This window comes from Lysinibacillus mangiferihumi (genome assembly GCF_003049665.1).
In the GTDB taxonomy this organism is placed as follows: Bacteria; Bacillota; Bacilli; order Bacillales_A; family Planococcaceae; genus Lysinibacillus; species Lysinibacillus mangiferihumi.
The window spans coordinates 1-25,418 of the sequence record NZ_PYWM01000014.1 but is presented as its reverse complement, the minus strand read 5'-3'; the positions used below and the strand labels follow the sequence as shown (position 1 = coordinate 25,418).

Here is a 25,418-nt window from a genome sequence, read left to right as displayed (position 1 = left end):
CGCCCCTTTAGCCTATCGTGTCGTTATAAATAGTTTTGGCCAGTTAGATTGCCACTGTTTATTATAAATCCTCTTTTGATAAATCTCATGTAAATGTGTATGTTTATAAAAATAAGGGGTCGGTGCCACAATACCCGACAGTAAATGCTGTATGCCATAAGGTGCAGCCAATTCCAGTACACCTTTTGTAAGCCTTACACCAATTGCTGTTGGGATTTCCGGAAAATGTGCCATGCCATCAACGGAAGATTGATAGGGTTCACTAGCGTTTACGCTATGCATTCTCGCCTGATTTTTCACAGACCACGGTTCTTTTGGTAAGAGTTCCAATAGATGCTGTTCATAGTGCTTCTCTTGTTCTTCTGAAATTAGCTGCTTATCAAAATAAATAACATCAATATCCGCTAAGGGCGTTCTGTCTTGATAGTCATGCAAATAATCCCATACCTTGGAACGAATAAAGCCAGCACAAACCCAACTGTCGGGTAACTGTTGTTGTTCCACACAGCGCAAAATTTCCATCATCCACGTATCAGACTCAATCAACATTATTAAATCTCGTTCTGTTCGTAACCTTTTCATGTAATTTAAACCCCTATTTTAAATGTACAGCTTCGATTATTCTTTAGCCATTGTTATTAGTAAGCCATGCAATTATTTTTTCTGCTACCTGCTCAGGTGCATCGCGGAAAATATCATGCCCTGCATTCGGGACAGGCTCTACCTGAACATTGCTTACTTTTGCTTGGAAATCCGCTATACTTTTATTTCTTACTTGTTCCAGTTCAATAGGTTTTGTAGCACTTACCAATAAAGTTGGACACTTCACATGCTGAAGTTTGTGACGAATGGGTTCAGCATCAAGCCCTTTAATTAGCGATTGTGCTGTAAACGTGGAAAGAGCTAGTCTAATTTCGCCATCCAATGCTTTTACTTGTGCACGCGAAGCAGCTTCCAGTTCAGCAGACCAGCGCGAAAGCTCCTCTTTTTCCGATTGAAAAAATTCATCCCAAGAGGAGAATCTAACATCGTTACAAAAACTTTCAATGTTCTGCAACTCCATTTCTACTGTCATCCCCATATCTTGTGAACTTAAATAGCCACCATCCAATAAAATAAGACCTGCTATTTGCTTTGGAAAAGTAGCTGCGTAATGTAAAGCTAAATCTGCACCTAAAGAATGTCCGATAAGATAAAATTTTTTATTACCTAACTTTTGTTTTAGCATCTTTCCGATTGTTACAATGACATTTGATGGGAGATAGGCCGCTTCTTCTGTCAAGGCTGATGCATACCCATGTCCGGGTAAATCAAATGATACGATATGATATGCTGGTAAATAATTTGCTAGTTCGCCAAATGCTAGACCCGTACTACCAAGACCGTGAAAAAAAACTAAAGTTGGATGTTGGGCGTGTCCCCATTGATAGATTTCTTGCTGCAAGTTTATAGCCTCCCCAAGTTATTATTGCTTATTGATGTTTCCATTAATTACAATAATAACCGTATCTATTAACTTTTCAAAGGGGTGGCGAAAATGAAGATTATTTCCATACGCAAGGAGCCAAGCTATGCTGAAATGGCGACCCGTTATATTCAGAGCAAATGGGCAAGTGAGGAAAGTATGATGCTCTATGAGGATTGTATTGCCCATTGCATCGATGCACAGGTACCGCTCCCACAGTGGTATGTATTAATGAATAATGATGAAATCATCGGCTGTGCTGGTTTAATTACCAATGACTTTATAAGTCGGATGGATTTATATCCTTGGGTCTGTGCGGTGTATATTGAGGAAAGCCATCGTGGTCATGCCTATGGTGCATTGCTATTAGAGCAAGCTAAAAAGGATGCTAAGCAACATGGTTTTCCACAGCTCTATCTTTGTACGGATCATATCGGTCTATATGAGCGCTATGGATTTTCCTATATCGGTACTGGCTACCATCCTTGGGGAGAAAGCTCTCGCATTTATGCGGCAAAGCTAGATTAAAAAGGTTGTTAGGCAATTGTTATTGCTACTAATTCAAGTGGTTTTAAGGTCGCCTTAGCTACTTAAATGTTCGTGAATAAGCTTCCACTCATTATTCATAACAGTAAAAACATTCGTTGCTCTCCCGCTACCTGATACAAATGTGCCATTATGATAGCCTTCATAATGGTATGTATAGATACATGTAGCGGCATTTTCATCGGCAGTAAGCCATTGTACATTGGTTGCGCGATAAACCTCATCTTGAATAACATGCCATGCATGCTTGAAATAAGCTTCTATTTCTTCTAGCGACGTGCATGTTCGATCCGTAAACCAATAAACCGCCTGTGGATGTAATAATGCTTTGACATTGTTAAAATCATGTGTATTTGTTGCGTCAATATAACGTGATAAAGCTTGTTGATAGCCCATTTTTATACCTCCTTCTGCGAAGTTGTGTAGGGTATAACTGAGTTGTTTTCTGACAACGTATTTACTTGTTCAAGGGTTTTCCATTCAACAATTTTTTCATATTCTTTTCCGTTGATACTAAAACTAATTTTTATTCTTCGTTCACTGTCTTCATGAACCTCTTCTCCTAATACTAATTTAAGCGCAATTTTACCATCACTATCTATTTCTAAATCTTTTATATTTTTTAATTCTCCAACATCTGACTCACCATATATCCCTGATGACTTTAATGGTTCTGCACCAAAGAATTCATACTTTATACCATCTTCCTCGTATGTAATAGGCTTTTCATCTTTTTTTATCAACTTCATAGATTCTATTGTTACATGTGATTTTCCTGACCAATTAATTGGAACAACCAAATAATAAGTTTCTTCCTCCCAATCAGCGCCAAAGTTACCTAAAAGGAACTCACCGTTTACATCCTTGTCCTGCTCGTTACAACCTACTACTGAAACCAAACAGAATAAGACACTAAAATATAATAAAAATTTTTTCATATACACACTCCTTCAATAAATACTTTGTTAATAAAATAATATTATTATATGAACAAAGAAAAAATACGAGAACTTGAATCGTTTTTCAATAACAAGCTTAACCATCTATCTGCTTTAATAGATACAAGGTATTCTAGTAGTCCTTTAACATTATACTAATTGACTTATATTGCATTTAGTATACTATATAATACATATTAAGGAAAAAATGCAACCTATTACATAACAAGTATTATTAAGATTGAGAAAGAAGTTGATCTATTGAATTTTAAACATTAAAAATAAAAAATGATGATTAACAACCTTTGGGAACAACAACCCTTTCTTAAGTGAAAAGTCTATGTTAGATGAAACAATTTAATTCTCTATACATCCTTCTCTCTTAAATATAAACTATTTTAGATTTCTAGTAAGGAGACATTTTGATGAAGTGGTTTGTACATGCCTTGAAGAACACATTCAATTTTAGTGGCCGCGCTCGACGACAAGAATATTGGATGTACTACCTTATCGGATTTATTATTTCATTTGTAATAATAATGATCGAAGAGATGCTAAATCTCAAATTTTCACCAGAGGTGGGAATACTCAGCACGTTGTTTGGAATAATCTTTATGATTCCTAGTTTGTCTGTGACGGTCCGCCGTCTTCATGATATAGGGCGCAGTGGAGCATGGATTTTAATCATTTTCATCCCCTTTGGAGCAATCGTACTATTTGTATTTACAGTGCTTGATAGTCAGCCACAGACAAATCGTTGGGGTCCAAGCCAAAAAACTTTACAGTCGGATTCTTCATATAGTGTGTGAGTATCTACATAGTCTAAACATACTTGCTCAACAAATACCCATAACTTGTAGCATCTGAATTGGTAAAATGCATAATTAACATGGCTATTACAAAAGCTAATAAGTCATTAAAAACCCCTGAGTGTAGTTGCGCTCAGGGGTTACTTATTATTGCTTAAAAGCTGTTGCAATTGCAAGTGCCTTCATCGGGTCCTTGATGGAATCAAGCGTATAGACAAGTTTTCCATCCTGCCATACGATTAAGTTTCCTGTTTTATAAACATCTAAATGTACCATACCGTGTTCGTGTGGGATTGGAAGTGTATGGGATTCTAAATATTGTACTGCTTGTTTTGCCAGCTCTACTCCAGCTTCTGGATTATCTGTTCGGGTATGAGTTGCTATTGCCCATCTTCCCTCATTCCAACCAGTCCATAACGAGCCCTCGCCTGCATCCTGATAACCAGTCATATTGAATCCAAGCGGAACTTGTTGCCCTCCATTTTTACTAAATTCTTCATAAGCAATCTGTTCGCTTGCCTCATCTATACTGTCATAGAGCTTTACAGTAAGTTTGGCAATCGCAGTTGCGGCTGTCGCATTTTTTAGCTTTACATCATTAACCGGAAGATACTCTTTACTTTCTAGAAATAGAACTTCGGCTTGTTGCTCTTCACTTTTAGTTGTTGCGGTTAAAAAAGCTCCTTCTGTTAGTGGAACATTCGTTGGCAAAACAATGGCTAGTTTTGTTCCAAGCTGCTCCTTTATCGTTTTCAATGCTCCTGCCTGCGTTAAAGAAGAGACTGTGTCTTTAGATGTTGTTTCAGAAATACAAAGTTTATTTTCGTTCCATTGATGGTCTTGTTGTGTATCTTGCTTACTATTCGTATCTCTTCCAGTACATGCGCTAATGATACTAATTGTTAGTATGATTATAAAAAATAATTTTTTCATCTAGACACCTCAATATTTGCTTTTTATCTATTACGTCCTAATTTTTCGAGTGTGCCCGAAGATTTATGACATTCATAAGAGTCTCCCCACTTATAAAAGCGAGCAATTGTTTACTGAAATTACGTTAATGTTCCCCACTTTTTGCTGTCTTAAACGTCAAACTAGCGGAGTTCATTAATTTGCTTCGTCAACTCATTAAATTTCCGATCAAGCACAGCATATTCCTTATCTTTGGCGGTTAGAAAGCTAAGTTTGCCAAGTATTTCTTGTCTTTCATTTTCTAACTTTAGCCGTTGTGCACTTGTATTATTTTGTTGCTGTGGTATGCTCTCTCTCCATTTTTTCACGATTCCTTTATTTTCAAGCTGCCACACAATATTTGTTGTTTTCTCAATAAAATAGCGGTCATGCGACACAACGAGCAATGTACCTGTATAGAGCTCCAACGTTTTCTCTAATTGCTCTCTTGAAGGCAAATCAAGATGATTCGTTGGCTCATCTAAAATTAGAACATTCTTTTCTTCTAAAATATACGCCATCAGCTTACACTTCACACGCTCGCCCATACTCATATTGCCAATAGGTGCTGTCCAATGACTTGCAGTAAACCCTAAATGTTTCATGACATTGCGGACTTTCCCTCTTTCCTCGAACGTCTCCTTGTGAAAATATTGCTCTGGTGTAAGATTCAATGGCAAATCGAATACATCCTGCGTTAAATAGCCGATAGTAGCTGCTGGTGAAATCCACAGATCACCATCTGCTTTTTCTTGTCCTGTCAGCACCTTCAATAAAGTCGTTTTGCCACTACCATTTGGACCTGTAATGGCAATTTTATCACCAAATTGTATTGTCATTGTTAGATCTTGAAATATAAGACGCTGACCAAAAGATTTTGTTACATGCTTACATTCTAAAAACCGTTTACCTACTCGCTGGTTTGTCTCTACTGAAAACCGCACTTCCTCTTCTTGCTTAGGCGGCTCAACTTTGTTCTTTGCTAACTCTTTTTCCAAGCGCTTTTTCTTTGATTTTACTTGTGCATCCATTCGTTTTGCTTTTACTCGGTAAAACTCTTTAAAGCCCTCCTGCTTGGTCGATTGTGCATGTGCCTTTTGCGACCAAGAGGATAGCTCGTTCATCTGCGCTTCAATCCGTTCAATATTCTTTTGCTGCTTATCATAGGCGCGTTGTTGCGCTAGCCTTTGTTGCTCTCTAGCCGCTATATAACTTGTATAATGCCCACTATGTTCGAGCAGTTTACCATCTTCCAAAGACCATATTTTAGTGGCAACCTCGTCTAAAAAATAACGATCATGAGAAACAACAATCATTGTACCATCATATTTTTTTACTTGAGCGATAAGCATCGCTGTACTTGTTTCATCTAAATGATTTGTCGGTTCATCCAACAGTAGTAATTGCGCATGTTGTGAAAAACCTCTTGCTAGTCGCCTTTTCAACTTTTCTCCACCGCTTAATGCTGCAAACTCGATGTTTGGTACATGCCATTTAGCAAGTAAATCCGCTTCTTCTGCGCTTACTTCCCAACTATCTATAGTTGCTTGCTCTTGTTCCACATAGGCCATTTTAACATGTTGCAACGGCACTAGCTGCCCTGCCGTAGGAGTTAGTATGCCTTGAATAAGCTGTAATAATGTCGATTTGCCAGCTCCATTTTTTCCTATAATACCAATGACTTCGCCTTGTTTTACTGTTGCCGTCACCTGTTCAAAAATCCGTATGTCTCCTACCTCATACTGTACATTCTGTATTTTTAAAAGTTCTTTCATTTCATCCGTTCCTCTCTATATAGAGGGACAAAAAAATCCCTCCAATTATTTTGGAAGGATTAGTCGCGAAATATCAAACACAAAAAAGCTCAATGTTTGAGCCTTATTATGAGATGCTCCAATACTAAAAATGCCACACCAAGCGCGTTCGTACGGTAATTTGCATTTTTAGTATACGTTCAACAATAGCAGGCGTTTGAGCCTACAATCGTGTACTTTATGGAAAATGGGCAGACTAATCCTATTTTTGATTCATTGAAATATACATTTCATGTGCAAAAAATAAGATTAGTTAATCATTAGCCACCCATCGTCCCTTCATGTTTAGTTACAATTATTGTAACATCCATTACTTAAAAACAGAATACATTCGCTTCGTATTTTCATCTCGCGCCTTTTAGAAAATCGTTAAGGCACAATGCCCACATAAATTTCGGCAGTTTTCTACATGCTCCACCCGAATCCCTTACGATTGAAATCCATTATCTAAAACATTCAAACGAACGAATATGATCTCTCGTTAATGTACGGAAACGCCATCCATATCTATTACTCCAGCGGAATCCCGCAATAAATTCTCTACCTATGACCGTCGGGAAAAACCAAAAACTTCTTCCGTTGTTCATCCATAAATACGTGTTTCTAAATAAACACGATTGAATGCCATTTGAGCCACCATGCCACGCGGGCATAGGTGGAGCAAAGTTTGGTGGAGCACTCATTGGCATTTGCCCAGAAGACGGTGGTCCAAAGTTAGGTGGTTGGCCCATATTTGGTGGTGGTCCAACTGGTGGAATACCTGGAACATTCCAACTCGGACCTCTGAAATTTTCCCCATAATTATTATTTGGATATAAATTCAATACAAACTCCCCCCTTTTACATATTTCACTATATGTAAGGGGGCGAAAGTCGCTTGAGCAATTAGCCTACCATATGACCTCGTTTACGTTAAATACGATTGCATCACTCGCCAATCCGCTAACTTTTCGTCGAAGGATTTTATATTTTTTCCAGGGATTGGGCTAGTCGATGGCATCTTTTGATAGGCTCGTCCATCTAAAACCTCAACACCAATATGCTTTTTAAACACTTCAAAAGCTTTCCCACCATTAAAAAGCACAAGTTCTATATTTGGATACTGTTTAAAAAGCGTTTTAAAATCATTTGGTTTTTCATTGCGAATGGCGGCATCTAAGCTACCCTTGCGCTCGCACGATTCGATAGTATCCCAAAGACCAATACCATTTTCCTTTAACAACTCTATTCGCATTTTATAAGCTTCCGGTATTGTTCTCTTTACAATTTGCCCAATAATAGCCCAAAAGTGATTGCGTGGATTGCCATAATATTGCTGTTTCTCTAATGAGAGCTTTCCTGGCATTGAGCCAACAATAAGCACCTTTGTTGAAGCATCAACAACAGGTGGCAGTACATTTTTCACTTCATTTGACATAGCCATTTCTCCTTGCTTTTATTGTAACGCTAAGTATTTACAGCAAAATTCTTTTTATGATTAATTTAGCCACTATAAAATAACTCGAACTCTTTATTTGGTGTATGCTATTCTATTCCCAAATACGCTCTTTTTACAAGATGGCAAACGAAAACTATCTAGAGGTGAAATATGAGAAGTTTATTCCAGTCTCTAACAGTTAAAATGATTTTTTTAATGTCGATTTTACTTTTAATGATATGTGGGCTCTTTATGTATCTATTGCAAGAACATATACGCGATACAACAGAAAAGCAAATAGGCGTAGAAGCATTGAATATTGCTAAAACAATCGCTTCTATGGAGGAGATTATTACAGCATTCGAGCATGAAAATCCAAGTGACATTATCCAGCCAATCGTCGAACCTTTAAGAGAGGAGATAAATGCAGCATTTATCGTAGTTGGCAATGCACAAGGTGTTCGTTATTCCCATCCCGCAAAAGATCGAATAGGACATCCCATGGTCGGTGGGGACAATGATGCCGCATTACTAAATAAACAAGCCTATATTTCTAAAACGATTGGTTCCCTAGGTGAATCTATCCGAGGTAAAGCCCCTATTATGATAGACGACAACATTATCGGTGTTGTTTCTGTCGGTTTTTTAACCGCGCATATTGATACAATCATCAAAGACCATCTTATGAAGTGGCTCAATTACACAATTATTATTCTTTTCATTGGTATACTTGGGGCAATCGCCATCTCTCTTTATATTAAAAAATTATTATTTAATATGGAACCAATCCAAATTGCTAAATTATATCAACAAAACAAAGTGATTTTAGAAACGACGGAAGAAGGGATTATTGCTGTCGATCATTTAAATCAAATTACCACTATTAATAAAAGTGCATACGGAATGCTAGATTCTACTCACAATCAATCCATTTCAGCATGGATGGGAACTAAAATCGAGCATATTTTCACACCTAAAATCGTTGCAGAACAACATATTCATAACTTAGAGCTAACACTCAATGAACATATTATCATCTTAAATAAAGCACCTTTAGTGGAAAAGAAAAGGAAAATAGGTTCTTTATATACATTTAGAAAAAAAGTAGACATCCAAAAAATTATTGATGAACTGAAACAAGTCAAACAGTATGCCAATATGCAACGCGCCTATACACATGAATTTGCGAATAAGCTTCATATTATTCTAGGTTTGCTATTTTCTAAACAGTACAATCAGGCAATTGAGTACATTAAAGAACAACGAAATATTCATCTTAAACATCAAGCTTTTCTAAATAATAATGGCACATCCCCTCTACTCCTAGCATTAATTCAAGGGAAGCTGGCAGAAGCAACGGAACTGGGCATTAAACTCGAGCTGAAGGAAATTCCTCCATCTATGAAATTATCTAAACTTCAGGAAGATGCTATTCTTACAGCACTTGGCAATGTTCTTCAAAACGCTATTGAATCTTTAAAAAACTTGCCGTCCTCCGATAAAATAATTCAATTATCTATTAACGATTATAAAAATCATTATTTATTGGAGATTCAAGATAACGGCCCCGGTATTGACCACAAGCTGACCGATAAAATTTTTGCAAAAGGTTTTTCAACAAAGGAAGGCTTAGATCGAGGGCATGGCTTAACAATCAGCAAAAAAGCTCTCGAAAATATAAATGGAGATATTTTATTAGATGCTGGAGATTTATCAGGAGCGTGCTTTTTAATAATCGTTCCTAAAGGAGGTAAGCGCTTATGACAACAGCCTACACAAGTGTATGGATTATAGAAGATGACTTTAGAGTAGCAAACATTCATGCAGATTATGTTCATACAATAGGTGGTTTTACCGTTACTGAAAATTTACGGACTGGGCAAGAAACGATTGAAAAGCTAAAACAATCCACCAACTTACCAGCGATTATTTTAACCGATTTGTATATTCCTGATGTCGAAGGGAGCTCTTTAGTACACCATATACGGCATCATTATCCTGCCATCAACATAATCGTTATTTCTGCTGCAACAGAAAGAGATTTAATAAAAGATGTCATAGATTTAGGCATTTTAGATTACTTAATTAAACCTTTTGAACAACAACGACTTCATCAAGCGTTTAAAAAATATTTGCATACATTTCATTTGTTTCAACACACATCAAACTTCACGCAAGTTGACCTTGATTCCATATTTTATCGTGAATCAACTGCTACAGAAGATACCTTTGTAAAAGGCATTGATTTACACACATTACAGGCGGTTAAAGAGGTCTTCGAAAAAATAAAAACCAAGGAACTTACAGCCTCACAATTGAGTGAAATAATCGGTTCTAGTCGTTCAACTGCCCGCCGCTATTTAGAATACTTAGTTGGTGAACAGTTTTTGTACATCAAACCGATATACGGAACAATTGGTAGACCTGAAAGAAAATATATATACTATGGAACTTATGAACAAAATGAATAGTATGTATCTTATCTAACTTATGACCATATTATTCCCTCCCTATTAACAGCATGCTACCTTTTAGTAGTCAGAATACTCAATTAAAGGGAGGGGTTTTTTTGAGCTTAAGTATCCTTGGTTTCATCACCATTATCGTTATTATTGCCTTATTAATAAGTGGGCGTGTCTCGCCGCTTGTTGCAATGGTTATTCCACCGATAATCGCTACCTTTATCGCTGGCTTTCGTTTCGAGGAATTAGGGGAATTCTTTAGTTCCGGACTAAGCTCTGTGATGAACGTAGCGGTAATGTTTATCTTTGCTATTATCTTCTTTGGTATTATGCAGGACGTTGGATTATTTGAGCCATTGATCAACAAAATGATTGCGCTTACAAAAGGGCGTATTGTTGTCGTTGCTATTGTAACTGTACTAATTGCTGTTGTGGCTCAACTAGACGGTTCTGGTGCTTCTACATTTTTAATTACGATTCCAGCACTATTGCCTTTATATTTACGCTTGCGCATGAATCCATACTTATTACTTTTATTAATTGCTGGAGCTGCAGCAGTGGTGAACATGGTTCCTTGGGGAGGTCCATTAGGGCGGGTGGCTTCCGTGTTAGAGGTGGATATCACTGAACTATGGTATCCGTTAATACCCATTCAAATCATTGGTGTTCTATTAATGTTAGCTTTAGCCTTATACCTTGGCTTTAGAGAAAAGCACCGTATCCTGAAGCAATACGGCACACTTGATTTTACGCATGACGACCAACATATTACACAAGGTGTTGTGTCATCAGAAGTAGACCTATCTTTACGACGACCAAAACTATTGTGGGTGAATGCAGTAATTGCTGTCATGGTAATCGGGGTTTTAGTCGCGGGTATTGTACCGGCAGCATTAGCCTTTTTAATCGGGGTAGCTATTGCTCTGCCAATTAATTATCGTACACCTAAAGAACAAATGGAGCGCGTGCGGACACACGCTCCGAATGCGTTAACGATGGCGTCGATTATTATTGCAGCGGGCTTATTTTTGGGCATACTAAATGGCACAGGCATGTTAAATGCTATTGCCAATAATGCCGTCAATATTTTACCGTCAGGACTATCATCTTATTTGCATATTATTATCGGTATATTAGGTGTACCCTTTGATTTATTATTAAGTACGGATGCCTATTATTTCGCCTTGTTTCCTGTAGTTGAACAGATTGGTTTATCTTTTGGTATTGACTCTCTCTCCACTGCATATGCCATGATTATTGGTAATATTGTCGGTACGTTTGTTTCACCACTTGCCCCTGCTGTCTGGTTAGCTTTAGGCTTATCTGGTTTAGAGATGGGAAAACACCTAAAATACTCTTTCTTTTGGATGTGGGGTTTAAGCATTGTTTTACTAGGCATTGCAATAGCGATAGGGATTATTACCATTTAAATTAGTTACCAGTTGTCGATTTGTGTATCGACAACTGGTTTTTAGTTATAACGAAAATATAGAACCCGTAAGTATTTCTTCAGAATGTTTTTCATGTAACTTATTTGATGCATGCTTTTGTATATATGTTCGGACCATTTCATAACCAATACAGTATCCTATGTGTGAAGGAAGCCTCCCACCATATAAAAACTCAATATGATGATCTAAACCTTTAACATTCATGTTAGGCAAAAAGTATGTCTTCCATATAGCTAACATTTTGTCCGTAGAATAATCTTTCAACCAAGGCGCTAACCATTTAGCACCGTATAATTCCTCCACTGCACATTCCGCTAAGCCCTCTATAATTAATGAATCTAATAGCGTTACTTCCTCTAATGATTTGTTTAAGTAGTGCAGTCGACAAACATGATTATACTCATGTGCAAATAACGCCTGTAACTCTTGCCTTTCTAATTCTCCTATAAATAAAAATAGAGCATCTGGATAGGCAACTCCATTTTTATTTGTGACACTTTGCTCCTGTGTTAGAGGAAAAATATAGATGGGTATATCAGGTCCACTCCATTTCTTCTTTAAATAGAACAATTCCTCTCGTACAATTTGCCAAGCATTTTGCGCTTGCAGGCTTTTTATATCGATCTTTTCATGCGCTCGAAACAACCCTTGTTGCTGTAATTCAAATTGGATTTGTTGTGGCGTTCCACCTTTAAAATGGTCTAGTAATCGGCTACAAAGAATCGTACATTGTAAATCTTCAAACTCTCTACTATGCTTCAATTTTCGACTAGTTTTGAACTCATGTAGCCAATCATCTGTTGATATCACCGACATACACGCACCCCCTTACGATAGCTTATGTTTCCAATAGACAATCGGCTAGTGATAAATGTATGCAACGGCATATATTAACTTGTAAGGACATAGAAAGGAGGAGATTTTTGTGAATCCAACTGATTGTTATAATCTTTGCTGTAAATATCACGGTAAACGTGTAAGAATTACAGATACATCTGGCAATGTTCATGTTGGAAAAATAACGAAAGTGGATAGAAAACAGGTATGGGTTCTACCTGATAGACAATATAGAGGATACGGCTTAGGTCTTTGGGGTTGGGGATTTAGACCAGGATTTGGCGCTGGACTTGGCATTGGTTTTGCATTTGGAGCAATTGCCGGTATTGCGTTGGCACCTTTATTATTTTTCTAATCTATAAATACCTAGAATATCCGCTTCTTATAGAGAAAAATAAGCCATTTCATTTTGAAATGGCTTATTTTTTTATTGGATTTTCTCTTGTTGCTGCTTTTTTTCAATTAATTCTGATACTGTTACAAATGTATAGCCCTGTTTTTTTAAGGTCGGTATGATTTCTTCTAGGGCTTTAATCGTTTGTGTGCGGTTGCCGCCTCCATCATGAAACAAAATCACATCTCCCGGTTTTGTTCCGCCTAACACCTTTTGGACGATTTTACTCGTCCCCGGCTCTTTCCAATCCTGTGTATCTTGATGCCAAGACCACATGACTACCTTATAACCATTCTTCACAGCAGTATTGATCATCTTTTCAGTGTAATTGCCACCTACAGGACGGAATAAAACAGGAGAAAAGCCAGTAATACTATAAATCATCTGGTTTGTCTGCCTTAGTTCTTCCTGTAAATCAGGAATTGAAACTTTATACGGGTGAGAGTACGTATGATTGGCTAATTCATGCCCCTCTTTATAAGTTCGTGAAACAAGCTCTGGATACTTTTCTGCATTTTGACCAATAATAAAAAATGTAGCCTTTGCTTCATACTTAGCTAAAGTATCTAGTATTTTTGCGGTGTATTTAGGATGTGGACCATCGTCAAAAGTTAAGGCAACGATTTTATCCTTTGTATTTATATCCCAAACAACTTCACCAGCCTCCTCATATTCACTACGTCCTTTTTCCGCAGAGGTACGCATGTCTGTCAAACATATCGACATGAATAATAAGCAAACCGTCAAAAACAGTACATTTTTACGTATCACAGTATCACCTCCCATGTTTCATTCGCATATTTCAGCTCATCTTACTATTTACGAAAGCCGCTGAATTATACTATTGAGGTGCTACCTGTTTTTACTTAAACCCTTTAAAAAGGTATGTTAAAAAACCAATTAACAAACAGTACCTTCATCATTCACAGTTTTTTTACTTAAATTTATTTCAACATCTTTATTTTTAAATAATTTTCATTTACGCAACGTCAAATTTTGAACGAAATGTGAAACCTTTCATTTAGCCCTTTATTTTTTTGAAAATCAGTGTAAAATAAAGGGCACAACTGATATATAACAATTATTGAAAATAACACAACTGTTATATTACAAATTGACAACAAAGGGGATTTTACAATGTGGGTTATTACTGTTTTTGAGCAAGATACATTCCGTATGTTCGAGTACACTACGCAAGATGAGGCTAAATTAGCGTTAAAAAATATAAAACAAACAGCTATGCTTTCATATACAAAATAATCAGTGCCTGACACTGACACAATTTATTTGAGAAATTAAAATCCACGTAGCTTTCTGCAAAAATGCACGATACGTAAGACGCAACAGGCCTCACGAGCGAAGGCTGCGGCTTACTTCGTGCACGCGGAAGTGCAGTGGATTTTTTTCGCTTTAGAATTTTAGTAGAAATATTGAACACCTTTTTATCTATTGCCATATGTATAGAGAGAAAAGGAGTGATGTTCATGGTGACAATTGAACCTATTATGATTAAAGGTCATTTTTTCACTGCTGTGATTGTGCATTTACCAAAAACAACGTTATTAACTATATCTAATGATACAGGCTACATCATGTGTGGTGCATTAGATGTCGGTCTTTTAAATAGTCGCCTATTAGATCGAAAAATTGTGGCAGGTCGAGCGGTTGGCGTGAAGACGATAGATGAGCTATTAACCGCCCCTCTTGAATCTGTTACATTTGAAGCGGAGCAACTAGGTATATTTGCAGGAATGACTGGTGTAGAAGCATTGTTAAAAATGATTTAACACACGCTAAAAACCAGTCGGGAGGTGGGATTCAAATGTATTACACACATGCCCAGCCACAAGTACCCCGTACATCGCGAATAATGACCGTTAGCGGAAATGGAAAAGTAGTCGCTAACGCTAGCTATGTCCAGCTTCAAATAGAGGTAACGACACAAGGCGAAAGTGTACAACAAGCGCAACACCAAAATGCTAGCTCTATGAATCGTGTTATTCATGCTCTCTTGGCGTTATCTATCCCAAGAGAAAACATTCAGACCGCCGCCTATACGATTACACCTATTTATGATTATGTAGAAGGTAAACAAATGTTTAAAGGCTATGAAGTAGTAAATGCTATCACGGTAAAAATACCTGATACCAATCTAGTAGGAGCTGTTATTGATACAGCTGTCGAAAATGGTGCAAATCAGATTTCCTCCATCCAATTTAAAATTGAGCATGCGGATGAATACTATCAGCAGGCCCTCAGCTTAGCACTTCATAATGCACAAATGAAGGCGAAAACAATCGCCCAAACGATGCACTTATCTGTACAGCCACAACCGATTGAAATCATCGAAGAAAACGATCATGCCCCTGTGCTTTATAAATCAATGGCAATGGCTGATTCATCTATGACAACCCCCATTGAGCAAGGTCAACTAACCATTAGTGCAGCTGTTCGCGTTACATTTCAATACTAAAAAACAAAGCCAGACTCCATTCACTTTGATGAAGTCTGGCTTTTTCCTTGTCTTGTTATGTGTGCCATATACGTTCGAGCGAAAGTAATCACTCATGAACTGTAAACGACCTTCATATATTGATTGAGTGTAAAAAGTTGCTGTTTAAAGGAGGATATGATGCAAGCTGAAAACAAACGCCTGCGAATAATTCAACATCTTGCTCATGAAATTATGGATGAAATGAACACTAGGAAAGAACCAATGGAGCTTGATACATTAATTCCTGTGATTGATAATTTATCGCGCGCCATTGGTGACTTAACGGATGCATTTGGCAATTATTCATTGGATTATGTAGAGGAAAAAGTAAAAAATGCACATACCCTATTGTTCAAGAGAGACAAAATAGATATGTACCAATTACGACATTAGAAAATTTCCGACATCGCAAAAAGTGTTAGATTGACCTCAATCAATCTAACACTTTTTCTCTTGTGCCCCGGCTTCTACCGTCCTTAATGCTCTTCAGGTGTAAATGTTTTGCAATCTGTTTCTTCACTATTGGATGCCTGCTGACCCTTTTGACTAACAACGTAAATAGCTTCTGCCGTACATTTGTTTCCAGAGCCCCAATACGTGCAGTTATTGACTTCACATAAAATCTGTTGTGCCATCGTATCACACCTCCTCTTTTGTTATCCTTAACAAAATTGGTGTATTCAATACTTCAGCTAAGAAATAAACCCAAAATTAACCTAAAGTAAAACTATCACTGTATTTACAATGCTCTTTTTATAGCGACTAGTTTATTGGCTGCGTGACAATGTCTTATATTATTTTCATGCTGATCTTCAAATTGATAGGAGCGATAAAATGCAATGGACCATTGCTCGTATAATTCTCTAATCTCACCTTCTTGACATATGCCTTTGACAAACGGTGCTAAATCTTCTGGAATGTCAACTTCGTCTGTAAATACAGTAATAATATTGATGCCCTCTATCTTTGTATAATCTTGCATTAACTGAATAATGCGATGCCAATCTTCGCGCGCTAAAAAATGAAATAGGCCATGTGAAATGATGCAATGATAAGTATCACTAAACTGATATGTAGTAATATCTTGAACATCTGCCTGTAAATTATGTAGCTGGTGCGACGCTTTGTATCTATTTATTTTAGCAATACCTGCCTCTGAAATATCAATGGCTTCTACCTTAAACCCCAGCTGTGCTAAATAAACGGCATGTCTACCATCGCCACATCCTATATCTAAAATGCGTGCATCCGCTGGTAATTTTTTTGCCCATTCCACTACTTCCTCACTAGGATTACCAAAGGCGAAATGCGTATCTGCTAAGTACTCTTTCTCCCAAAATGGTTGCTGCACCATCTCAACCCCTCTGTCCAACTAGTTAAATTTTACGCACGCTATTTATTATTTAATAATTAACATATCCGTTTCATCAAATTCCCACGTATCTCCATATGCAACTTCCCAATAATAACCGTTGGGATCTTGGAAATAACCGCTATACCCTCCCCAAAACACCGTTTCAGGCTCTTTGACAATGTTTGCTCCAGCTTTTTTTGCTAGGGAAAAGATTGCATCGACTTCTTCTTTAGATTTTCCATTATAGGCAAGCGTAAAGCCCGTAAAGTCGGTGCCTGCTTTTGGGTTTTCTTCATTTATATCCTTTGCTAATCGTTCTATAGGAAATAGAGAAATTTTTGTTCCTCCATTATTGAAGAAAATCACATCAGGATTTGTTTCATCTCCATAGACAACCACCTCAAAACCAAGCCCTTCACGATAAAATGCAAGCGACTCAACCATACTTTTTACACCCAATGTAATTAAATTTAAACGATTCATGCAATAACCCCCTTTTCTCAATATCTATTACTTATTCTATTTTTTTCTTTAATTCCCTTTAATGCAAATCATTATATATGCCTTATGCTCTGTCTTGAAAGAAGAACAGCCTCACACAAAACGTTATGTAACTACATAAGATACATAAGAGATTAGCAAATGGATGGGAGGAAATCAGCTGTATTACAATCCTTATCCGTATTATGTTTATAACCATTATCCAAATTGGGGAATGTCTATCCAACCTACACCCCATCATGTCCCTAGACAACTTGCCATGCCTACCACGACAACAAGCCCTTATCCGCCTATTAATACCATAAAGTTAAAGACGTCAGCAAAAGGGATGCAAACAATTATGCAACAAGCGCAATTACTGACAGAGAAAATTGAGGGTTCTGATCAATTTGCACATGATCTTAAAAACGCCGCACAGCTATCCAATCAAGATGAAGTCCAAAAACTTATTTCTTCTGCTGGAATTACAACGAAGTTTGAAGCGAAATTTACGCCAGATAATATTCGTATTGTTTTGAGAGAAGGTGGGTGTTGTAGTTTAGCGCTAGTGTTATATTGGTGACTAAGAAAGGCTTGCTATTTTTATATCCATATATTCCGACAGAACTTATAAACTATAGATGATTATGCTAAAATAGCTGGTATCACTCATTGGATTATGTAGGGTAAAAAGAAAAAATGCACATACCATATTGTTCAAGCAAGACAAAATAGATATAACCAATTACGACATTTGAAAACATCCTCCGTAGCATACATTAACGCAAAGCAAAAAAGTGTTAGATTGATTGTCGTCAATCTAACACTTTTTCTCTTGTGCCCCGGCTTCTACCGGCCTTAATGCTCTTCAGGTGTAAATGTTTTGCATCCTGTTTCTTCACTATTGGATGCCCGCTGACCTTCTTGACTAACAACGTAAATAGCCTCTGCAGTACATTTGTTTCCTGAACCCCAATACGTGCAGTTATTGACTTCACATAGAATCTGTTGTGCCATCGTATCACACCCCCCTCAAATCTAGTTAAAATTATTCTAAATAATCACAGATAACATTTCAATAATTAAGCTAAAAATCAGGGTTATTTAACTACAATTTTCAAAATAATGCAAAATAAATATATTTACTGAATTATTAATTATTATATAAGATTTATATTAATTTGCTCATATTTCAAATTATTTGATATTTACTGACTATTAATACGTGCATTATTTTTCTATCACAAGGCATTCAAATATCTACTATATAGTTCCCACTAAAAAAGCACCCCGCATAGTCCTTGCAAGTGGATGGGGAAAATCCGCTGTGTGACAATCCTTATCTATATTGCTATATTTATATCCATATATTCCTATAGAACTTGTAAACTATAGATGATTATGCTAAAGTAGTTGGTATTACTAATTCTGAAAATTCATATATTTTTCTTATCAAGAGAGATGGAGGGATTGGCCCTATGAAGTCTCAGCAACCAGTCTAAGGCATGGTGCTAATTCCAAGTGCGAGATTCGCAAAAGATGAGAAGATTGACTTCAGTTACACGAGAGTCCTCTTCTACAAGTAGGGCTCTTTTTTGTTTTTTTACACTACACATAGTCAGAGAAAGCGGGGAATAAAAATGACAAATGAACTTTTACAAGCACTGCAACTATTAAAATCAAAACAATGGGTTGACTTAACACATACTTTCGGACCTAACTCGCCACATTTCTTTATGTTTGATGATGCGAAGTTTGAAACGTTATTTTCCCATGATGATGGTTTCTTTGCACAACAATTTACGTTTCCCGGGCAATATGGTACACATATTGATCCACCCATTCACTTTGTTTCAGATGCACGCTACTTGGATGAATTAGCATTAAAAGAACTTGTTCTTCCACTTATTGTGATTGATAAGTCCAAGGAGGCCGCTTCGAACCATGATTTCACTTTAAGTGTACAAGATATACTCAACTTCGAAGCGGAATATGGAAAGATTGAAGCAGGAACATTTGTGGCACTGCGAACTGATTGGAGTAAACGCTGGCCGGATAAAGAATTATTTAGTAATAAAGACAAGGATGGTCACAACCATATTCCAGGTTGGGGATTAGAAGCTTTAACGTTTTTATTTACAGAAAGAAATATAAGTGCCATTGGTCATGAAACGTTTGATACAGATTCAGCGGCTGATTTCCGTAAAAATGGTACGTTAAATGGCGAATACTTCGTACTGGATCAGGATACATACCAAATTGAGCTAATGACAAACTTAGACAAACTACCACCAAAGGGGGCAGTCATTTTCAATATTGTGCCAAAGCCTGAAAAAGCATCTGGCTTCCCCGTACGCTCATTTGCTATTTTGCCTTAGTTACAAAAAAGCTGGGGCATAACTTAAAAAATTTAAGGAACAGAAGAAAGGTGTTCATAAATTTTGGCTATCAAACCTGCGCGTTAGCGAGGGTTGCGGCTTACTGTGCTGAGCGGAAAGCACCGCCGAAGCGGACAACAACGGCGCAACAAAAAAGTGTTAGATTGATTGTCAATCTAACACTTTTTCTTTGTATGTAGATATCTACTACCCTCACTTCCTGCGGGGCTTTTTTCTCTCCATGTTCATCCCGCTAGAGTCGCCATTACCAATAGCAAAGATGACATTTCTTTTTAGATCAACTGTAGTTTGCGCAAGGCGTAATCAATGCCGCCTTTATTCGATGCCATCGTGACCTCATCCGCAATATTTTTTAAGGCTACACTTCCATTGCCCATTGCAATACCATATCCAACTTGCTTTAGCATATCCATATCATTATCTCCATCCCCAAAAGCAATCGCCTCTTTTGGATGTAATTTGAAATAATTAAGTACAGCTTCAACAGCAATTGCTTTTGATACATCCTCTTGTAAAACATTCGTAATCATAGGATGCCATCTTTCAAATTTCAAATTTGGAAATTGTGTTCTATACTTTTTCTCTACCTGTTCATTTACATATAAACACATTAAGTAAACTTGCTCATTTAAAATATTTTTATTGACTGACGGATATTGTCTTAAAGACAATGTCTCATTCATTGCCTTTAGTGTTGCAGGGTGCTGCACACTATTCATCGATAATTGTTCAGTGAAAAATGACAGGCTATTATGATGGTCGTCAGCAAAAGCTTTAACACTTTGTACAATAGTTTGAGCGATGGGGCTGGCATAGATGATTTGGTCTCCGTGCCGAACATAAGCACCATTCGCCGTAATAAATGTATCAATCCCTAATTTATGTAAGTCCTGACACATAGACAGTGGTCTACCGGTTGCAGCGACTAACCGAATCCCTTTGTTTTTTAGTATATGTAAAGCATTCTTTGTACTACTTTCAATACAACCATCCTCATAATTAATCAATGTACCATCTACATCAAAAAAGACGATTTTGCAGTCCATACATGTATGCGCTCCTTTTAAATTAACCATCAACAATTACCATTACTTTACACCAAAAAGAGCATAACAGAAACGTCCTTAATCTTTTTAGCTGTCCACAAAGTTACTTTATATTAAGCATATTATTGAATAGTAAAATTATCCTATATGTATTATAATAAACCTACTAAAAGAAGAATATAAAAAAGCTCTCTAGGTATGTCTGACGTAATTTTAACAATGTAGGCGTAACTATTTAACTTTTACACATATACCACCGATAAATACTATTGCTAGTGTATTTAAACTAACATTCTCTTTACATAAAAATAAAAAAATTTATTTGACACTACTTTAATAATGCTAAAGGATTATATCATTAAACATAGAATTGCTAAAATAGTCGAAAATTCATTAAATATATTGAACGAGTGTTACCTCCATTTAAGTAGAACTAAAGAAATGTTAAAAACTCGACACAGAGGAGTTGATTCATATGGGTTTTAATATTTACTACTACGAAAGTAATGTGGATTGCAAATTTTGTAAAAAGCAATATACAACATATAAAGTACGTCCGAATCGTTATAAAGTAATCGAAGAACAAACGGATTTTATGCCCGTTTACGAAGGCTTAAATCCATTGCTGTATGAAGTTGCCGTATGCCCACATTGCGGATATGCCTACCATAAATCTATGACGAGAACTTACGGACCTTTCATGCTACTTATCGACGAACTGTATATTAAAGAACTACAAAAGCCCATGAACATCTGTCAAGAACGGACTATCGATGATGCTATCATAAGCTATAAATTAGCCTACCTCGTTGCAAAGGCTTCTATGGAAGAGGCACTATTAATGGCCAATATCGCACTGAAAATAGCCTGGCTTTACCGTTTAAAAAATGAAAGCGAATCTGAAATTCACTATTTATATGCTGCGAGAGATTTTTACAGTAAATCTTTTGCATCCAATCAAGAAGGCAGCGAGCGAATTCAATATTTACATGCAGAATTAAGCCTTCGCCTCGGTGATATTGGAGAAGCCAAAAAAGGATTCTCTCGCTTGATTGCGGATCGCAGTGTTTCAAATAAATATCGAAAATTAGCACGCAATCGTTGGGAAAACTACAAATATGACGAACACCCTCACAATGACATTGAAAATAAAGAAGAAATCATTAAATAACTAGATAAGGAGAGGAAGAAAATGCTACTTTTCGAAAAAAAAATAGACGCCCGAGAAGAGGATATTTTCTCGGAATTACATCATTTTTTACTACGGAAAAATAATCGTCAATTAACAAATGATGAAATTGTTGCATTAACAGGTATTTCATCTGACTTACTTTATAAATGGGTAAAGACAGGAAAATTAAAAACATCTATCTTCCCTAATCTCGGTGCACCATGTGAACGTTGCGGTAAAATTACACAAGCTAAAATTTGTGTTAACTGTGCCTCAACCATCGTTAATACTTTAAAACAAGAAGAAAAAGACGAAGCATGGTTTAATAAAATTCAACGCAACAATCCAAGAGCTAACGCTTACCATTACAAATAAACTTGCATGCAACTGCTAAGCGCTTTTACATCTAAAAAGAATCTACTCACTTTGCGGGTCAGCGGCCGCAGTGTCGTAGATTCTTTTTATGTAAGCAGCCATTATGCTAGTTCGCCTTTTTTGTTATTTCCATCATAATTTTTGTTACATACTCTTCTTCTCGATTTTTAATCACCGCATCATAAATATATTCCTCATATACGTACTGCCCCAGCTCATAGCCTCTTTCATCCATAACCTTAAATAATCGTTCGTACGTTTGTCCAAGTTCTGTTGATAGCCCGAGATGATAGCCAATAATAAAGTCCCCTTCAATCGCCTTAAAATAAGGATGCCCTTCCTGCGGATGTGGTTGCTCCATATACAAGTAACAATAATTATCATAGTTACCTGCTAAAACTTGCTCTCTTCTAGTAATGCCACCAATCGGATAACCTGTATCAAGCTGCGAGCGATCCAATTCATCAATAAAATCCGAGACCGCCTTAACAAACTGTTCTTCAGTGGCATCTTCGATATTTTTACTTAAATACAATGTTTCCTCTGGAAAATGACCAATCGTAATACTATCAAAATCTGTCTGCAAGGCTTCCTCTGTTGTTTCAATTTTCACTTCTATAATACTCTCTATCATTTCGAGCTCTTGCCGCTTCTTTGCTACAAGCGCTTTTTGCTGATGCATTAACTCTAAAAAATTTTCAGGTGATTTATCTGCCATATACTTTTGAATATCTTTTAACGACATACCGACTGTCTTCAATAATTCGATGACGCTAAAAAAATCATACTGGGCAATTGTATAATAACGATAATCTTTATGATCTTTCATAATAGGTGATAAAAGACCGATTTGATCATAGTAAATCAGTGTTTGTTTATTAACCTTACACAGTTTGGCAAATTCACCAGTTGTAAAATATTTTACATTTTTATTAAGCATTTTAAGTTTCCTTCCTTGACTATATAGTTACCATATACCTTAGATTGTAGCTATCCACAATAAATTTAGAAAGGTTTTGACATTATGTTCACGGAAATACGTGACATCACAGCTTTAAACAAAGAAAACGTATTAGCATTACACATTGCTGCTAATCAGCAGGACTTTATTGAAACGACACAGCAATGCCTAGACGAAGCAGCGTCTGACCAACGCTTTATACCCGTTGGATTATATAGGGAGGATACCGTAGTCGGCTTCGCAATGTATGGTCTGTTTCCTCATGAGGATGGGTCACAGCGAGTATGGCTTGACCGTTTTTTAATCGATGAACGTTATCAGCATAAAGGGCTCGGAAAATACTTTTTGCAACAGCTAATCGATTTTTTACAGGCAACATACAATTGCGAAAAAATATTTTTAAGTGTTTATGACAACAATAAAGTAGCCATTCATCTCTATCAACTATTTGGGTTCGTCTTTAATGGGGAACTCGATGAAAAGGGCGAAAAAGTAATGGTAAGAGAGGTACGTACTCATGACGACCATTAATCCAATTGAAACAAGACCCTTAAGACCATTATTTCTTTCTTATTTATTCCCAGCGATGATTGGTATGCTACTGATGTCAGTAAATATTTTAGTCGATGGTATTTTTGTCAGTCATGGCGTTGGCCCAACTGCTCTAGCAGGCGTCAATATTGCCGTGCCGATTTTCTCCATCTTATTATCCATATCTCTGTGGATTGGTATGGGTGGTGCAACATTGTACTCCATTTCACTTGGAGAAGGTAATAAAAAACGCGCACATCAACTTTTTACACTTTCGTTTACAACGATGCTGGCAGTAGTTTTAACTTTAGTGCTACTACTTTTATTAAATTTAAAGGAAATTGCCTATATTTTTGGGGCAAGTGATGTGACTTATCCTTATGTCCAAGAATACTTGCATGTCATTTTGTTATTCGGTGTCTTTTACACAATCGAAAATTTATTAAGCATTTTCATTCGAAATGATGGAAACCCAAAGCTTGCCATGATGGGTTTAATCACAACATCCATTTTAAATATCCTTTTAAACTACGTATTTATTTTCGTACTCCATTACGGTGTAAAGGGTTGCGCGTTAGCGACAGCAATTTCTACTATCATCGGCATGTCGGTACTATGTCTCCATTTCTTCCGAAAGCAGTCTGAATTAAAATTTGTCTCTACTTTTTTCAACGTATCCGATTTGAAAAAAATATTCGCCATCGGTTTACCTAGCTTTATTGTAGAAGCCTCTATGGCGTTAATCGTGATTTTATATAATGTGTCGTTTCTGCACTATTTAGGAGCAAACGGTGTGACAGCCTATGCAATGGTTAACTATATTCATACGGTATTATTAACTGTGTTCTTAGGCATCGGTATGGCACTCCAACCTCTAGTCAGTTACCACCACGGTGCCAGATTAAAAAAACGTTTACTCGAGCTTTTGAAGATCGGCTTAGCTACCGCTCTCATACTCGGTTTAAGCATTGCCATTATTGCGATGCTATTTCCTTCTCAATTAATGGAACTGTTTGGAGATAGTAAAATTGAAATTCGCACAATGGCAACACAAGGCTTTGTCCATTTTGCAATTGGCTACGTTTTCTTAGGTATGAATATGGTGCTTGCGGAATTTTTCCAATCAATTGAAAAAATCCGTCTTGCAACAACGATTATGTTACTACGCAGTATTATTTTATTTATTCCAGCACTCCTATTGCTACCTAAATTATGGGGCGCGCAAGCAATTTGGTGGACTTTCCCGGTTGCTGAAGGCATTACAGCATTGCTCATTCTCATATTTATTAAAAGAAAGCCACGCGCGGTTTATTCAAACTAGTGGGTAAATTGTTTGCGTGCCTCCTTGTTGATTGTAGTGAAGGGTTGCTCGACTCCTGCGAGAACCGCAAGCACCAAAAACATACTAACATTAGTAGTACAAACCAAGGCCATGGTTTGTGCTACTATTTTTTTATAGTAGAAGTGAAGAAAAGCCGACCAGCCTCTGGGACCCTTTGTGAGTCCGTATATAAAACCGGCTA

General features: G+C 36.9%; 33 protein-coding genes and 1 riboswitch. Of the genes, 16 read left to right on the top strand and 17 right to left on the bottom strand.

Features of this window, described 5'->3' with window-relative positions:
- Window positions 1–12 precede the first annotated feature (12 nt).
- Together C9J37_RS14025 and C9J37_RS14020 are read right to left on the bottom strand one after the other, a co-directional pair.
- A complete protein-coding gene (locus C9J37_RS14025; protein ID WP_107895838.1) occupies window positions 13–582 on the bottom strand; it encodes a nucleotidyltransferase family protein in 570 nt (189 codons plus the stop codon).
- Between the two features lie 43 nt (window positions 583–625).
- Window positions 626–1,444 carry an alpha/beta fold hydrolase gene (locus tag C9J37_RS14020; protein WP_167397316.1) on the bottom strand — a complete coding sequence of 273 codons (819 nt, stop codon included), beginning with the start codon at window positions 1,442–1,444 and terminating at the stop codon, window positions 626–628.
- A 93-nt stretch (window positions 1,445–1,537) separates the two neighbouring features.
- Here C9J37_RS14020 and C9J37_RS14015 point away from each other — a divergent pair, with 93 nt between their 5' ends.
- On the top strand, window positions 1,538–1,993 hold the full coding sequence (locus tag C9J37_RS14015) for a GNAT family N-acetyltransferase (RefSeq protein ID WP_107895836.1): 456 nt from the start codon (window positions 1,538–1,540) through the stop codon (window positions 1,991–1,993).
- A 54-nt stretch (window positions 1,994–2,047) separates the two neighbouring features.
- Here the strand turns inward: C9J37_RS14015 and C9J37_RS14010 are convergent, their stop codons facing one another.
- Entirely contained in the window at window positions 2,048–2,407 is a 360-nt protein-coding gene (locus C9J37_RS14010) for a YybH family protein (protein WP_038510005.1), read from the bottom strand.
- Window positions 2,408–2,409: 2 nt separating this feature from the next.
- Entirely contained in the window at window positions 2,410–2,949 is a 540-nt protein-coding gene (locus tag C9J37_RS14005; protein WP_107895835.1) for a hypothetical protein, read from the bottom strand.
- Window positions 2,950–3,374: 425 nt separating this feature from the next.
- Here C9J37_RS14005 and C9J37_RS14000 point away from each other — a divergent pair, with 425 nt between their 5' ends.
- The gene (locus C9J37_RS14000; RefSeq protein WP_107895834.1) at window positions 3,375–3,758 is read left to right on the top strand and encodes a DUF805 domain-containing protein; all 384 of its coding nucleotides are present in this window, start codon (window positions 3,375–3,377) and stop codon (window positions 3,756–3,758) included.
- A 147-nt stretch (window positions 3,759–3,905) separates the two neighbouring features.
- On the opposite strand, the gene C9J37_RS13995 is transcribed toward C9J37_RS14000, so the two are convergent.
- The 4 genes from C9J37_RS13995 to C9J37_RS13980 all read right to left on the bottom strand — a co-directional run bounded on the left by C9J37_RS13995 (window position 3,906) and on the right by C9J37_RS13980 (window position 7,940).
- On the bottom strand, window positions 3,906–4,691 hold the full coding sequence (locus C9J37_RS13995; protein ID WP_107895833.1) for a hypothetical protein: 786 nt from the start codon (window positions 4,689–4,691) through the stop codon (window positions 3,906–3,908).
- 161 nt (window positions 4,692–4,852) lie between these two features.
- Window positions 4,853–6,484 carry a ribosomal protection-like ABC-F family protein gene (gene abc-f / locus C9J37_RS13990; protein ID WP_107895832.1) on the bottom strand — a complete coding sequence of 544 codons (1,632 nt, stop codon included), beginning with the start codon at window positions 6,482–6,484 and terminating at the stop codon, window positions 4,853–4,855.
- 482 nt (window positions 6,485–6,966) lie between these two features.
- Entirely contained in the window at window positions 6,967–7,347 is a 381-nt protein-coding gene (locus C9J37_RS13985; protein WP_107895831.1) for a hypothetical protein, read from the bottom strand.
- A gap of 83 nt (window positions 7,348–7,430) precedes the next feature.
- On the bottom strand, window positions 7,431–7,940 hold the full coding sequence (locus tag C9J37_RS13980) for a DNA-deoxyinosine glycosylase (RefSeq protein WP_107895830.1): 510 nt from the start codon (window positions 7,938–7,940) through the stop codon (window positions 7,431–7,433).
- Window positions 7,941–8,111: 171 nt separating this feature from the next.
- On the opposite strand from C9J37_RS13980, the gene C9J37_RS13975 reads away from it, so the two are divergent.
- The 3 genes from C9J37_RS13975 to C9J37_RS13965 all read left to right on the top strand — a co-directional run bounded on the left by C9J37_RS13975 (window position 8,112) and on the right by C9J37_RS13965 (window position 11,832).
- Complete coding sequence (locus C9J37_RS13975) at window positions 8,112–9,704, top strand: ATP-binding protein (protein ID WP_107895829.1); 1,593 nt, start codon at window positions 8,112–8,114, stop codon at window positions 9,702–9,704.
- Window positions 9,701–10,411: a response regulator gene (locus tag C9J37_RS13970; protein WP_107895828.1), complete on the top strand. Its 711-nt coding sequence runs from the start codon at window positions 9,701–9,703 to the stop codon at window positions 10,409–10,411. Before C9J37_RS13975 ends, C9J37_RS13970 begins: the two co-directional genes overlap by 4 nt.
- Window positions 10,412–10,509: 98 nt before the next feature.
- Window positions 10,510–11,832 (top strand): CitMHS family transporter, encoded by a 1,323-nt coding sequence (locus tag C9J37_RS13965; protein WP_235617116.1) that lies wholly within the window; start codon window positions 10,510–10,512, stop codon window positions 11,830–11,832.
- Between the two features lie 45 nt (window positions 11,833–11,877).
- On the opposite strand, the gene C9J37_RS13960 is transcribed toward C9J37_RS13965, so the two are convergent.
- Window positions 11,878–12,669 carry a DUF2268 domain-containing putative Zn-dependent protease gene (locus C9J37_RS13960; RefSeq protein WP_107895826.1) on the bottom strand — a complete coding sequence of 264 codons (792 nt, stop codon included), beginning with the start codon at window positions 12,667–12,669 and terminating at the stop codon, window positions 11,878–11,880.
- A gap of 109 nt (window positions 12,670–12,778) precedes the next feature.
- Between C9J37_RS13960 and C9J37_RS13955 the strand changes: the two genes are divergently transcribed.
- The gene (locus C9J37_RS13955) at window positions 12,779–13,045 is read left to right on the top strand and encodes a hypothetical protein (protein ID WP_024364000.1); all 267 of its coding nucleotides are present in this window, start codon (window positions 12,779–12,781) and stop codon (window positions 13,043–13,045) included.
- A gap of 72 nt (window positions 13,046–13,117) precedes the next feature.
- On the opposite strand, the gene C9J37_RS13950 is transcribed toward C9J37_RS13955, so the two are convergent.
- On the bottom strand, window positions 13,118–13,810 hold the full coding sequence (locus tag C9J37_RS13950; RefSeq protein WP_235617120.1) for a polysaccharide deacetylase family protein: 693 nt from the start codon (window positions 13,808–13,810) through the stop codon (window positions 13,118–13,120).
- Window positions 13,811–14,221: 411 nt separating this feature from the next.
- Between C9J37_RS13950 and C9J37_RS29410 the strand changes: the two genes are divergently transcribed.
- The 4 genes from C9J37_RS29410 (at window position 14,222) to C9J37_RS13935 (ending at window position 15,971) form a co-directional block, all read left to right on the top strand.
- Window positions 14,222–14,344, top strand: a complete 123-nt coding sequence (locus C9J37_RS29410) for a hypothetical protein (RefSeq protein ID WP_255313814.1) — start codon at window positions 14,222–14,224, stop codon at window positions 14,342–14,344.
- A gap of 224 nt (window positions 14,345–14,568) precedes the next feature.
- Window positions 14,569–14,871 carry a YunC family protein gene (locus C9J37_RS13945; protein WP_024364002.1) on the top strand — a complete coding sequence of 101 codons (303 nt, stop codon included), beginning with the start codon at window positions 14,569–14,571 and terminating at the stop codon, window positions 14,869–14,871.
- Window positions 14,872–14,906: 35 nt separating this feature from the next.
- Window positions 14,907–15,557: an SIMPL domain-containing protein gene (locus C9J37_RS13940; protein ID WP_107895824.1), complete on the top strand. Its 651-nt coding sequence runs from the start codon at window positions 14,907–14,909 to the stop codon at window positions 15,555–15,557.
- 159 nt (window positions 15,558–15,716) lie between these two features.
- Window positions 15,717–15,971 carry a hypothetical protein gene (locus C9J37_RS13935; protein ID WP_024364004.1) on the top strand — a complete coding sequence of 85 codons (255 nt, stop codon included), beginning with the start codon at window positions 15,717–15,719 and terminating at the stop codon, window positions 15,969–15,971.
- Window positions 15,972–16,054: 83 nt separating this feature from the next.
- Here the strand turns inward: C9J37_RS13935 and C9J37_RS13930 are convergent, their stop codons facing one another.
- The 3 genes from C9J37_RS13930 to C9J37_RS13920 all read right to left on the bottom strand — a co-directional run bounded on the left by C9J37_RS13930 (window position 16,055) and on the right by C9J37_RS13920 (window position 17,415).
- A complete protein-coding gene (locus tag C9J37_RS13930; protein WP_069508156.1) occupies window positions 16,055–16,213 on the bottom strand; it encodes a DUF1540 domain-containing protein in 159 nt (52 codons plus the stop codon).
- Between the two features lie 104 nt (window positions 16,214–16,317).
- Complete coding sequence (locus C9J37_RS13925) at window positions 16,318–16,932, bottom strand: methyltransferase domain-containing protein (protein WP_107895823.1); 615 nt, start codon at window positions 16,930–16,932, stop codon at window positions 16,318–16,320.
- 45 nt (window positions 16,933–16,977) lie between these two features.
- The gene (locus C9J37_RS13920; protein WP_107895822.1) at window positions 16,978–17,415 is read right to left on the bottom strand and encodes a VOC family protein; all 438 of its coding nucleotides are present in this window, start codon (window positions 17,413–17,415) and stop codon (window positions 16,978–16,980) included.
- A gap of 163 nt (window positions 17,416–17,578) precedes the next feature.
- On the opposite strand from C9J37_RS13920, the gene C9J37_RS13915 reads away from it, so the two are divergent.
- Window positions 17,579–17,995: a YuzC family spore coat inner layer protein gene (locus C9J37_RS13915; protein WP_235617115.1), complete on the top strand. Its 417-nt coding sequence runs from the start codon at window positions 17,579–17,581 to the stop codon at window positions 17,993–17,995.
- A gap of 275 nt (window positions 17,996–18,270) precedes the next feature.
- Here the strand turns inward: C9J37_RS13915 and C9J37_RS13910 are convergent, their stop codons facing one another.
- Complete coding sequence (locus tag C9J37_RS13910; protein ID WP_107895821.1) at window positions 18,271–18,429, bottom strand: DUF1540 domain-containing protein; 159 nt, start codon at window positions 18,427–18,429, stop codon at window positions 18,271–18,273.
- A 429-nt stretch (window positions 18,430–18,858) separates the two neighbouring features.
- A riboswitch (SAM riboswitch) is annotated at window positions 18,859–18,958 on the top strand.
- 94 nt (window positions 18,959–19,052) lie between these two features.
- Between C9J37_RS13910 and C9J37_RS13905 the strand changes: the two genes are divergently transcribed.
- Entirely contained in the window at window positions 19,053–19,790 is a 738-nt protein-coding gene (locus C9J37_RS13905) for a cyclase family protein (RefSeq protein ID WP_107895820.1), read from the top strand.
- Window positions 19,791–20,083: 293 nt separating this feature from the next.
- Here C9J37_RS13905 and C9J37_RS13900 read toward each other — a convergent pair whose 3' ends face one another.
- On the bottom strand, window positions 20,084–20,857 hold the full coding sequence (locus C9J37_RS13900) for a Cof-type HAD-IIB family hydrolase (RefSeq protein WP_107895819.1): 774 nt from the start codon (window positions 20,855–20,857) through the stop codon (window positions 20,084–20,086).
- A gap of 475 nt (window positions 20,858–21,332) precedes the next feature.
- On the opposite strand from C9J37_RS13900, the gene C9J37_RS13895 reads away from it, so the two are divergent.
- Complete coding sequence (locus tag C9J37_RS13895; RefSeq protein ID WP_107895818.1) at window positions 21,333–22,028, top strand: DUF2225 domain-containing protein; 696 nt, start codon at window positions 21,333–21,335, stop codon at window positions 22,026–22,028.
- A 21-nt stretch (window positions 22,029–22,049) separates the two neighbouring features.
- On the top strand, window positions 22,050–22,403 hold the full coding sequence (locus C9J37_RS13890) for a hypothetical protein (RefSeq protein ID WP_024364010.1): 354 nt from the start codon (window positions 22,050–22,052) through the stop codon (window positions 22,401–22,403).
- A gap of 106 nt (window positions 22,404–22,509) precedes the next feature.
- On the opposite strand, the gene C9J37_RS13885 is transcribed toward C9J37_RS13890, so the two are convergent.
- Window positions 22,510–23,343: a MerR family transcriptional regulator gene (locus tag C9J37_RS13885; protein WP_107895817.1), complete on the bottom strand. Its 834-nt coding sequence runs from the start codon at window positions 23,341–23,343 to the stop codon at window positions 22,510–22,512.
- An 84-nt stretch (window positions 23,344–23,427) separates the two neighbouring features.
- Between C9J37_RS13885 and C9J37_RS13880 the strand changes: the two genes are divergently transcribed.
- Window positions 23,428–23,895, top strand: coding sequence for a GNAT family N-acetyltransferase (locus C9J37_RS13880; RefSeq protein ID WP_107895816.1), 468 nt, complete (start codon window positions 23,428–23,430; stop codon window positions 23,893–23,895).
- Window positions 23,882–25,216, top strand: a complete 1,335-nt coding sequence (locus C9J37_RS13875; protein ID WP_107895815.1) for an MATE family efflux transporter — start codon at window positions 23,882–23,884, stop codon at window positions 25,214–25,216. Before C9J37_RS13880 ends, C9J37_RS13875 begins: the two co-directional genes overlap by 14 nt.
- On the opposite strand, the gene C9J37_RS28980 is transcribed toward C9J37_RS13875, so the two are convergent.
- Window positions 25,213–25,418 (bottom strand): hypothetical protein (locus C9J37_RS28980; protein ID WP_235617114.1); only part of this gene is annotated, 206 nt, incomplete at its 5' end. The two genes, C9J37_RS13875 and C9J37_RS28980, sit on opposite strands and share 4 nt — an antisense overlap.

Bases quoted from the DNA above. Each gene is read 5' to 3' on its own strand.
- C9J37_RS13875 (WP_107895815.1), top strand. From the start codon at position 23,882: ATGACGACCATTAATCCAATTGAAACAAGACCCTTAAGACCATTATTT.
- C9J37_RS29410 (WP_255313814.1), top strand. From the start codon at position 14,222: ATGTGGGTTATTACTGTTTTTGAGCAAGATACATTCCGTATGTTCGAG.
- C9J37_RS13925 (WP_107895823.1), bottom strand. From the start codon at position 16,932: ATGGTGCAGCAACCATTTTGGGAGAAAGAGTACTTAGCAGATACGCAT.
- C9J37_RS14010 (WP_038510005.1), bottom strand. From the start codon at position 2,407: ATGGGCTATCAACAAGCTTTATCACGTTATATTGACGCAACAAATACA.
- abc-f (WP_107895832.1), bottom strand. From the start codon at position 6,484: ATGAAAGAACTTTTAAAAATACAGAATGTACAGTATGAGGTAGGAGAC.
- C9J37_RS13895 (WP_107895818.1), top strand. From the start codon at position 21,333: ATGGGTTTTAATATTTACTACTACGAAAGTAATGTGGATTGCAAATTT.
- C9J37_RS13940 (WP_107895824.1), top strand. From the start codon at position 14,907: ATGTATTACACACATGCCCAGCCACAAGTACCCCGTACATCGCGAATA.
- C9J37_RS13995 (WP_107895833.1), bottom strand. From the start codon at position 4,691: ATGAAAAAATTATTTTTTATAATCATACTAACAATTAGTATCATTAGC.
- C9J37_RS13935 (WP_024364004.1), top strand. From the start codon at position 15,717: ATGCAAGCTGAAAACAAACGCCTGCGAATAATTCAACATCTTGCTCAT.
- C9J37_RS14015 (WP_107895836.1), top strand. From the start codon at position 1,538: ATGAAGATTATTTCCATACGCAAGGAGCCAAGCTATGCTGAAATGGCG.
- C9J37_RS14025 (WP_107895838.1), bottom strand. From the start codon at position 582: ATGAAAAGGTTACGAACAGAACGAGATTTAATAATGTTGATTGAGTCT.
- C9J37_RS13910 (WP_107895821.1), bottom strand. From the start codon at position 18,429: ATGGCACAACAGATTCTATGTGAAGTCAATAACTGCACGTATTGGGGT.
- C9J37_RS13880 (WP_107895816.1), top strand. From the start codon at position 23,428: ATGTTCACGGAAATACGTGACATCACAGCTTTAAACAAAGAAAACGTA.
- C9J37_RS13970 (WP_107895828.1), top strand. From the start codon at position 9,701: ATGACAACAGCCTACACAAGTGTATGGATTATAGAAGATGACTTTAGA.
- C9J37_RS13960 (WP_107895826.1), bottom strand. From the start codon at position 12,669: ATGTCGGTGATATCAACAGATGATTGGCTACATGAGTTCAAAACTAGT.
- C9J37_RS13920 (WP_107895822.1), bottom strand. From the start codon at position 17,415: ATGAATCGTTTAAATTTAATTACATTGGGTGTAAAAAGTATGGTTGAG.
- C9J37_RS13950 (WP_235617120.1), bottom strand. From the start codon at position 13,810: ATGTCGATATGTTTGACAGACATGCGTACCTCTGCGGAAAAAGGACGT.
- C9J37_RS13980 (WP_107895830.1), bottom strand. From the start codon at position 7,940: ATGTCAAATGAAGTGAAAAATGTACTGCCACCTGTTGTTGATGCTTCA.
- C9J37_RS13890 (WP_024364010.1), top strand. From the start codon at position 22,050: ATGCTACTTTTCGAAAAAAAAATAGACGCCCGAGAAGAGGATATTTTC.
- C9J37_RS13900 (WP_107895819.1), bottom strand. From the start codon at position 20,857: ATGGACTGCAAAATCGTCTTTTTTGATGTAGATGGTACATTGATTAAT.
- C9J37_RS13915 (WP_235617115.1), top strand. From the start codon at position 17,579: ATGGGAGGAAATCAGCTGTATTACAATCCTTATCCGTATTATGTTTAT.
- C9J37_RS14005 (WP_107895835.1), bottom strand. From the start codon at position 2,949: ATGAAAAAATTTTTATTATATTTTAGTGTCTTATTCTGTTTGGTTTCA.
- C9J37_RS13930 (WP_069508156.1), bottom strand. From the start codon at position 16,213: ATGGCACAACAGATTTTATGTGAAGTCAATAACTGCACGTATTGGGGC.
- C9J37_RS13945 (WP_024364002.1), top strand. From the start codon at position 14,569: ATGGTGACAATTGAACCTATTATGATTAAAGGTCATTTTTTCACTGCT.
- C9J37_RS13885 (WP_107895817.1), bottom strand. From the start codon at position 23,343: ATGCTTAATAAAAATGTAAAATATTTTACAACTGGTGAATTTGCCAAA.
- C9J37_RS13905 (WP_107895820.1), top strand. From the start codon at position 19,053: ATGACAAATGAACTTTTACAAGCACTGCAACTATTAAAATCAAAACAA.
- C9J37_RS14000 (WP_107895834.1), top strand. From the start codon at position 3,375: ATGAAGTGGTTTGTACATGCCTTGAAGAACACATTCAATTTTAGTGGC.
- C9J37_RS13975 (WP_107895829.1), top strand. From the start codon at position 8,112: ATGAGAAGTTTATTCCAGTCTCTAACAGTTAAAATGATTTTTTTAATG.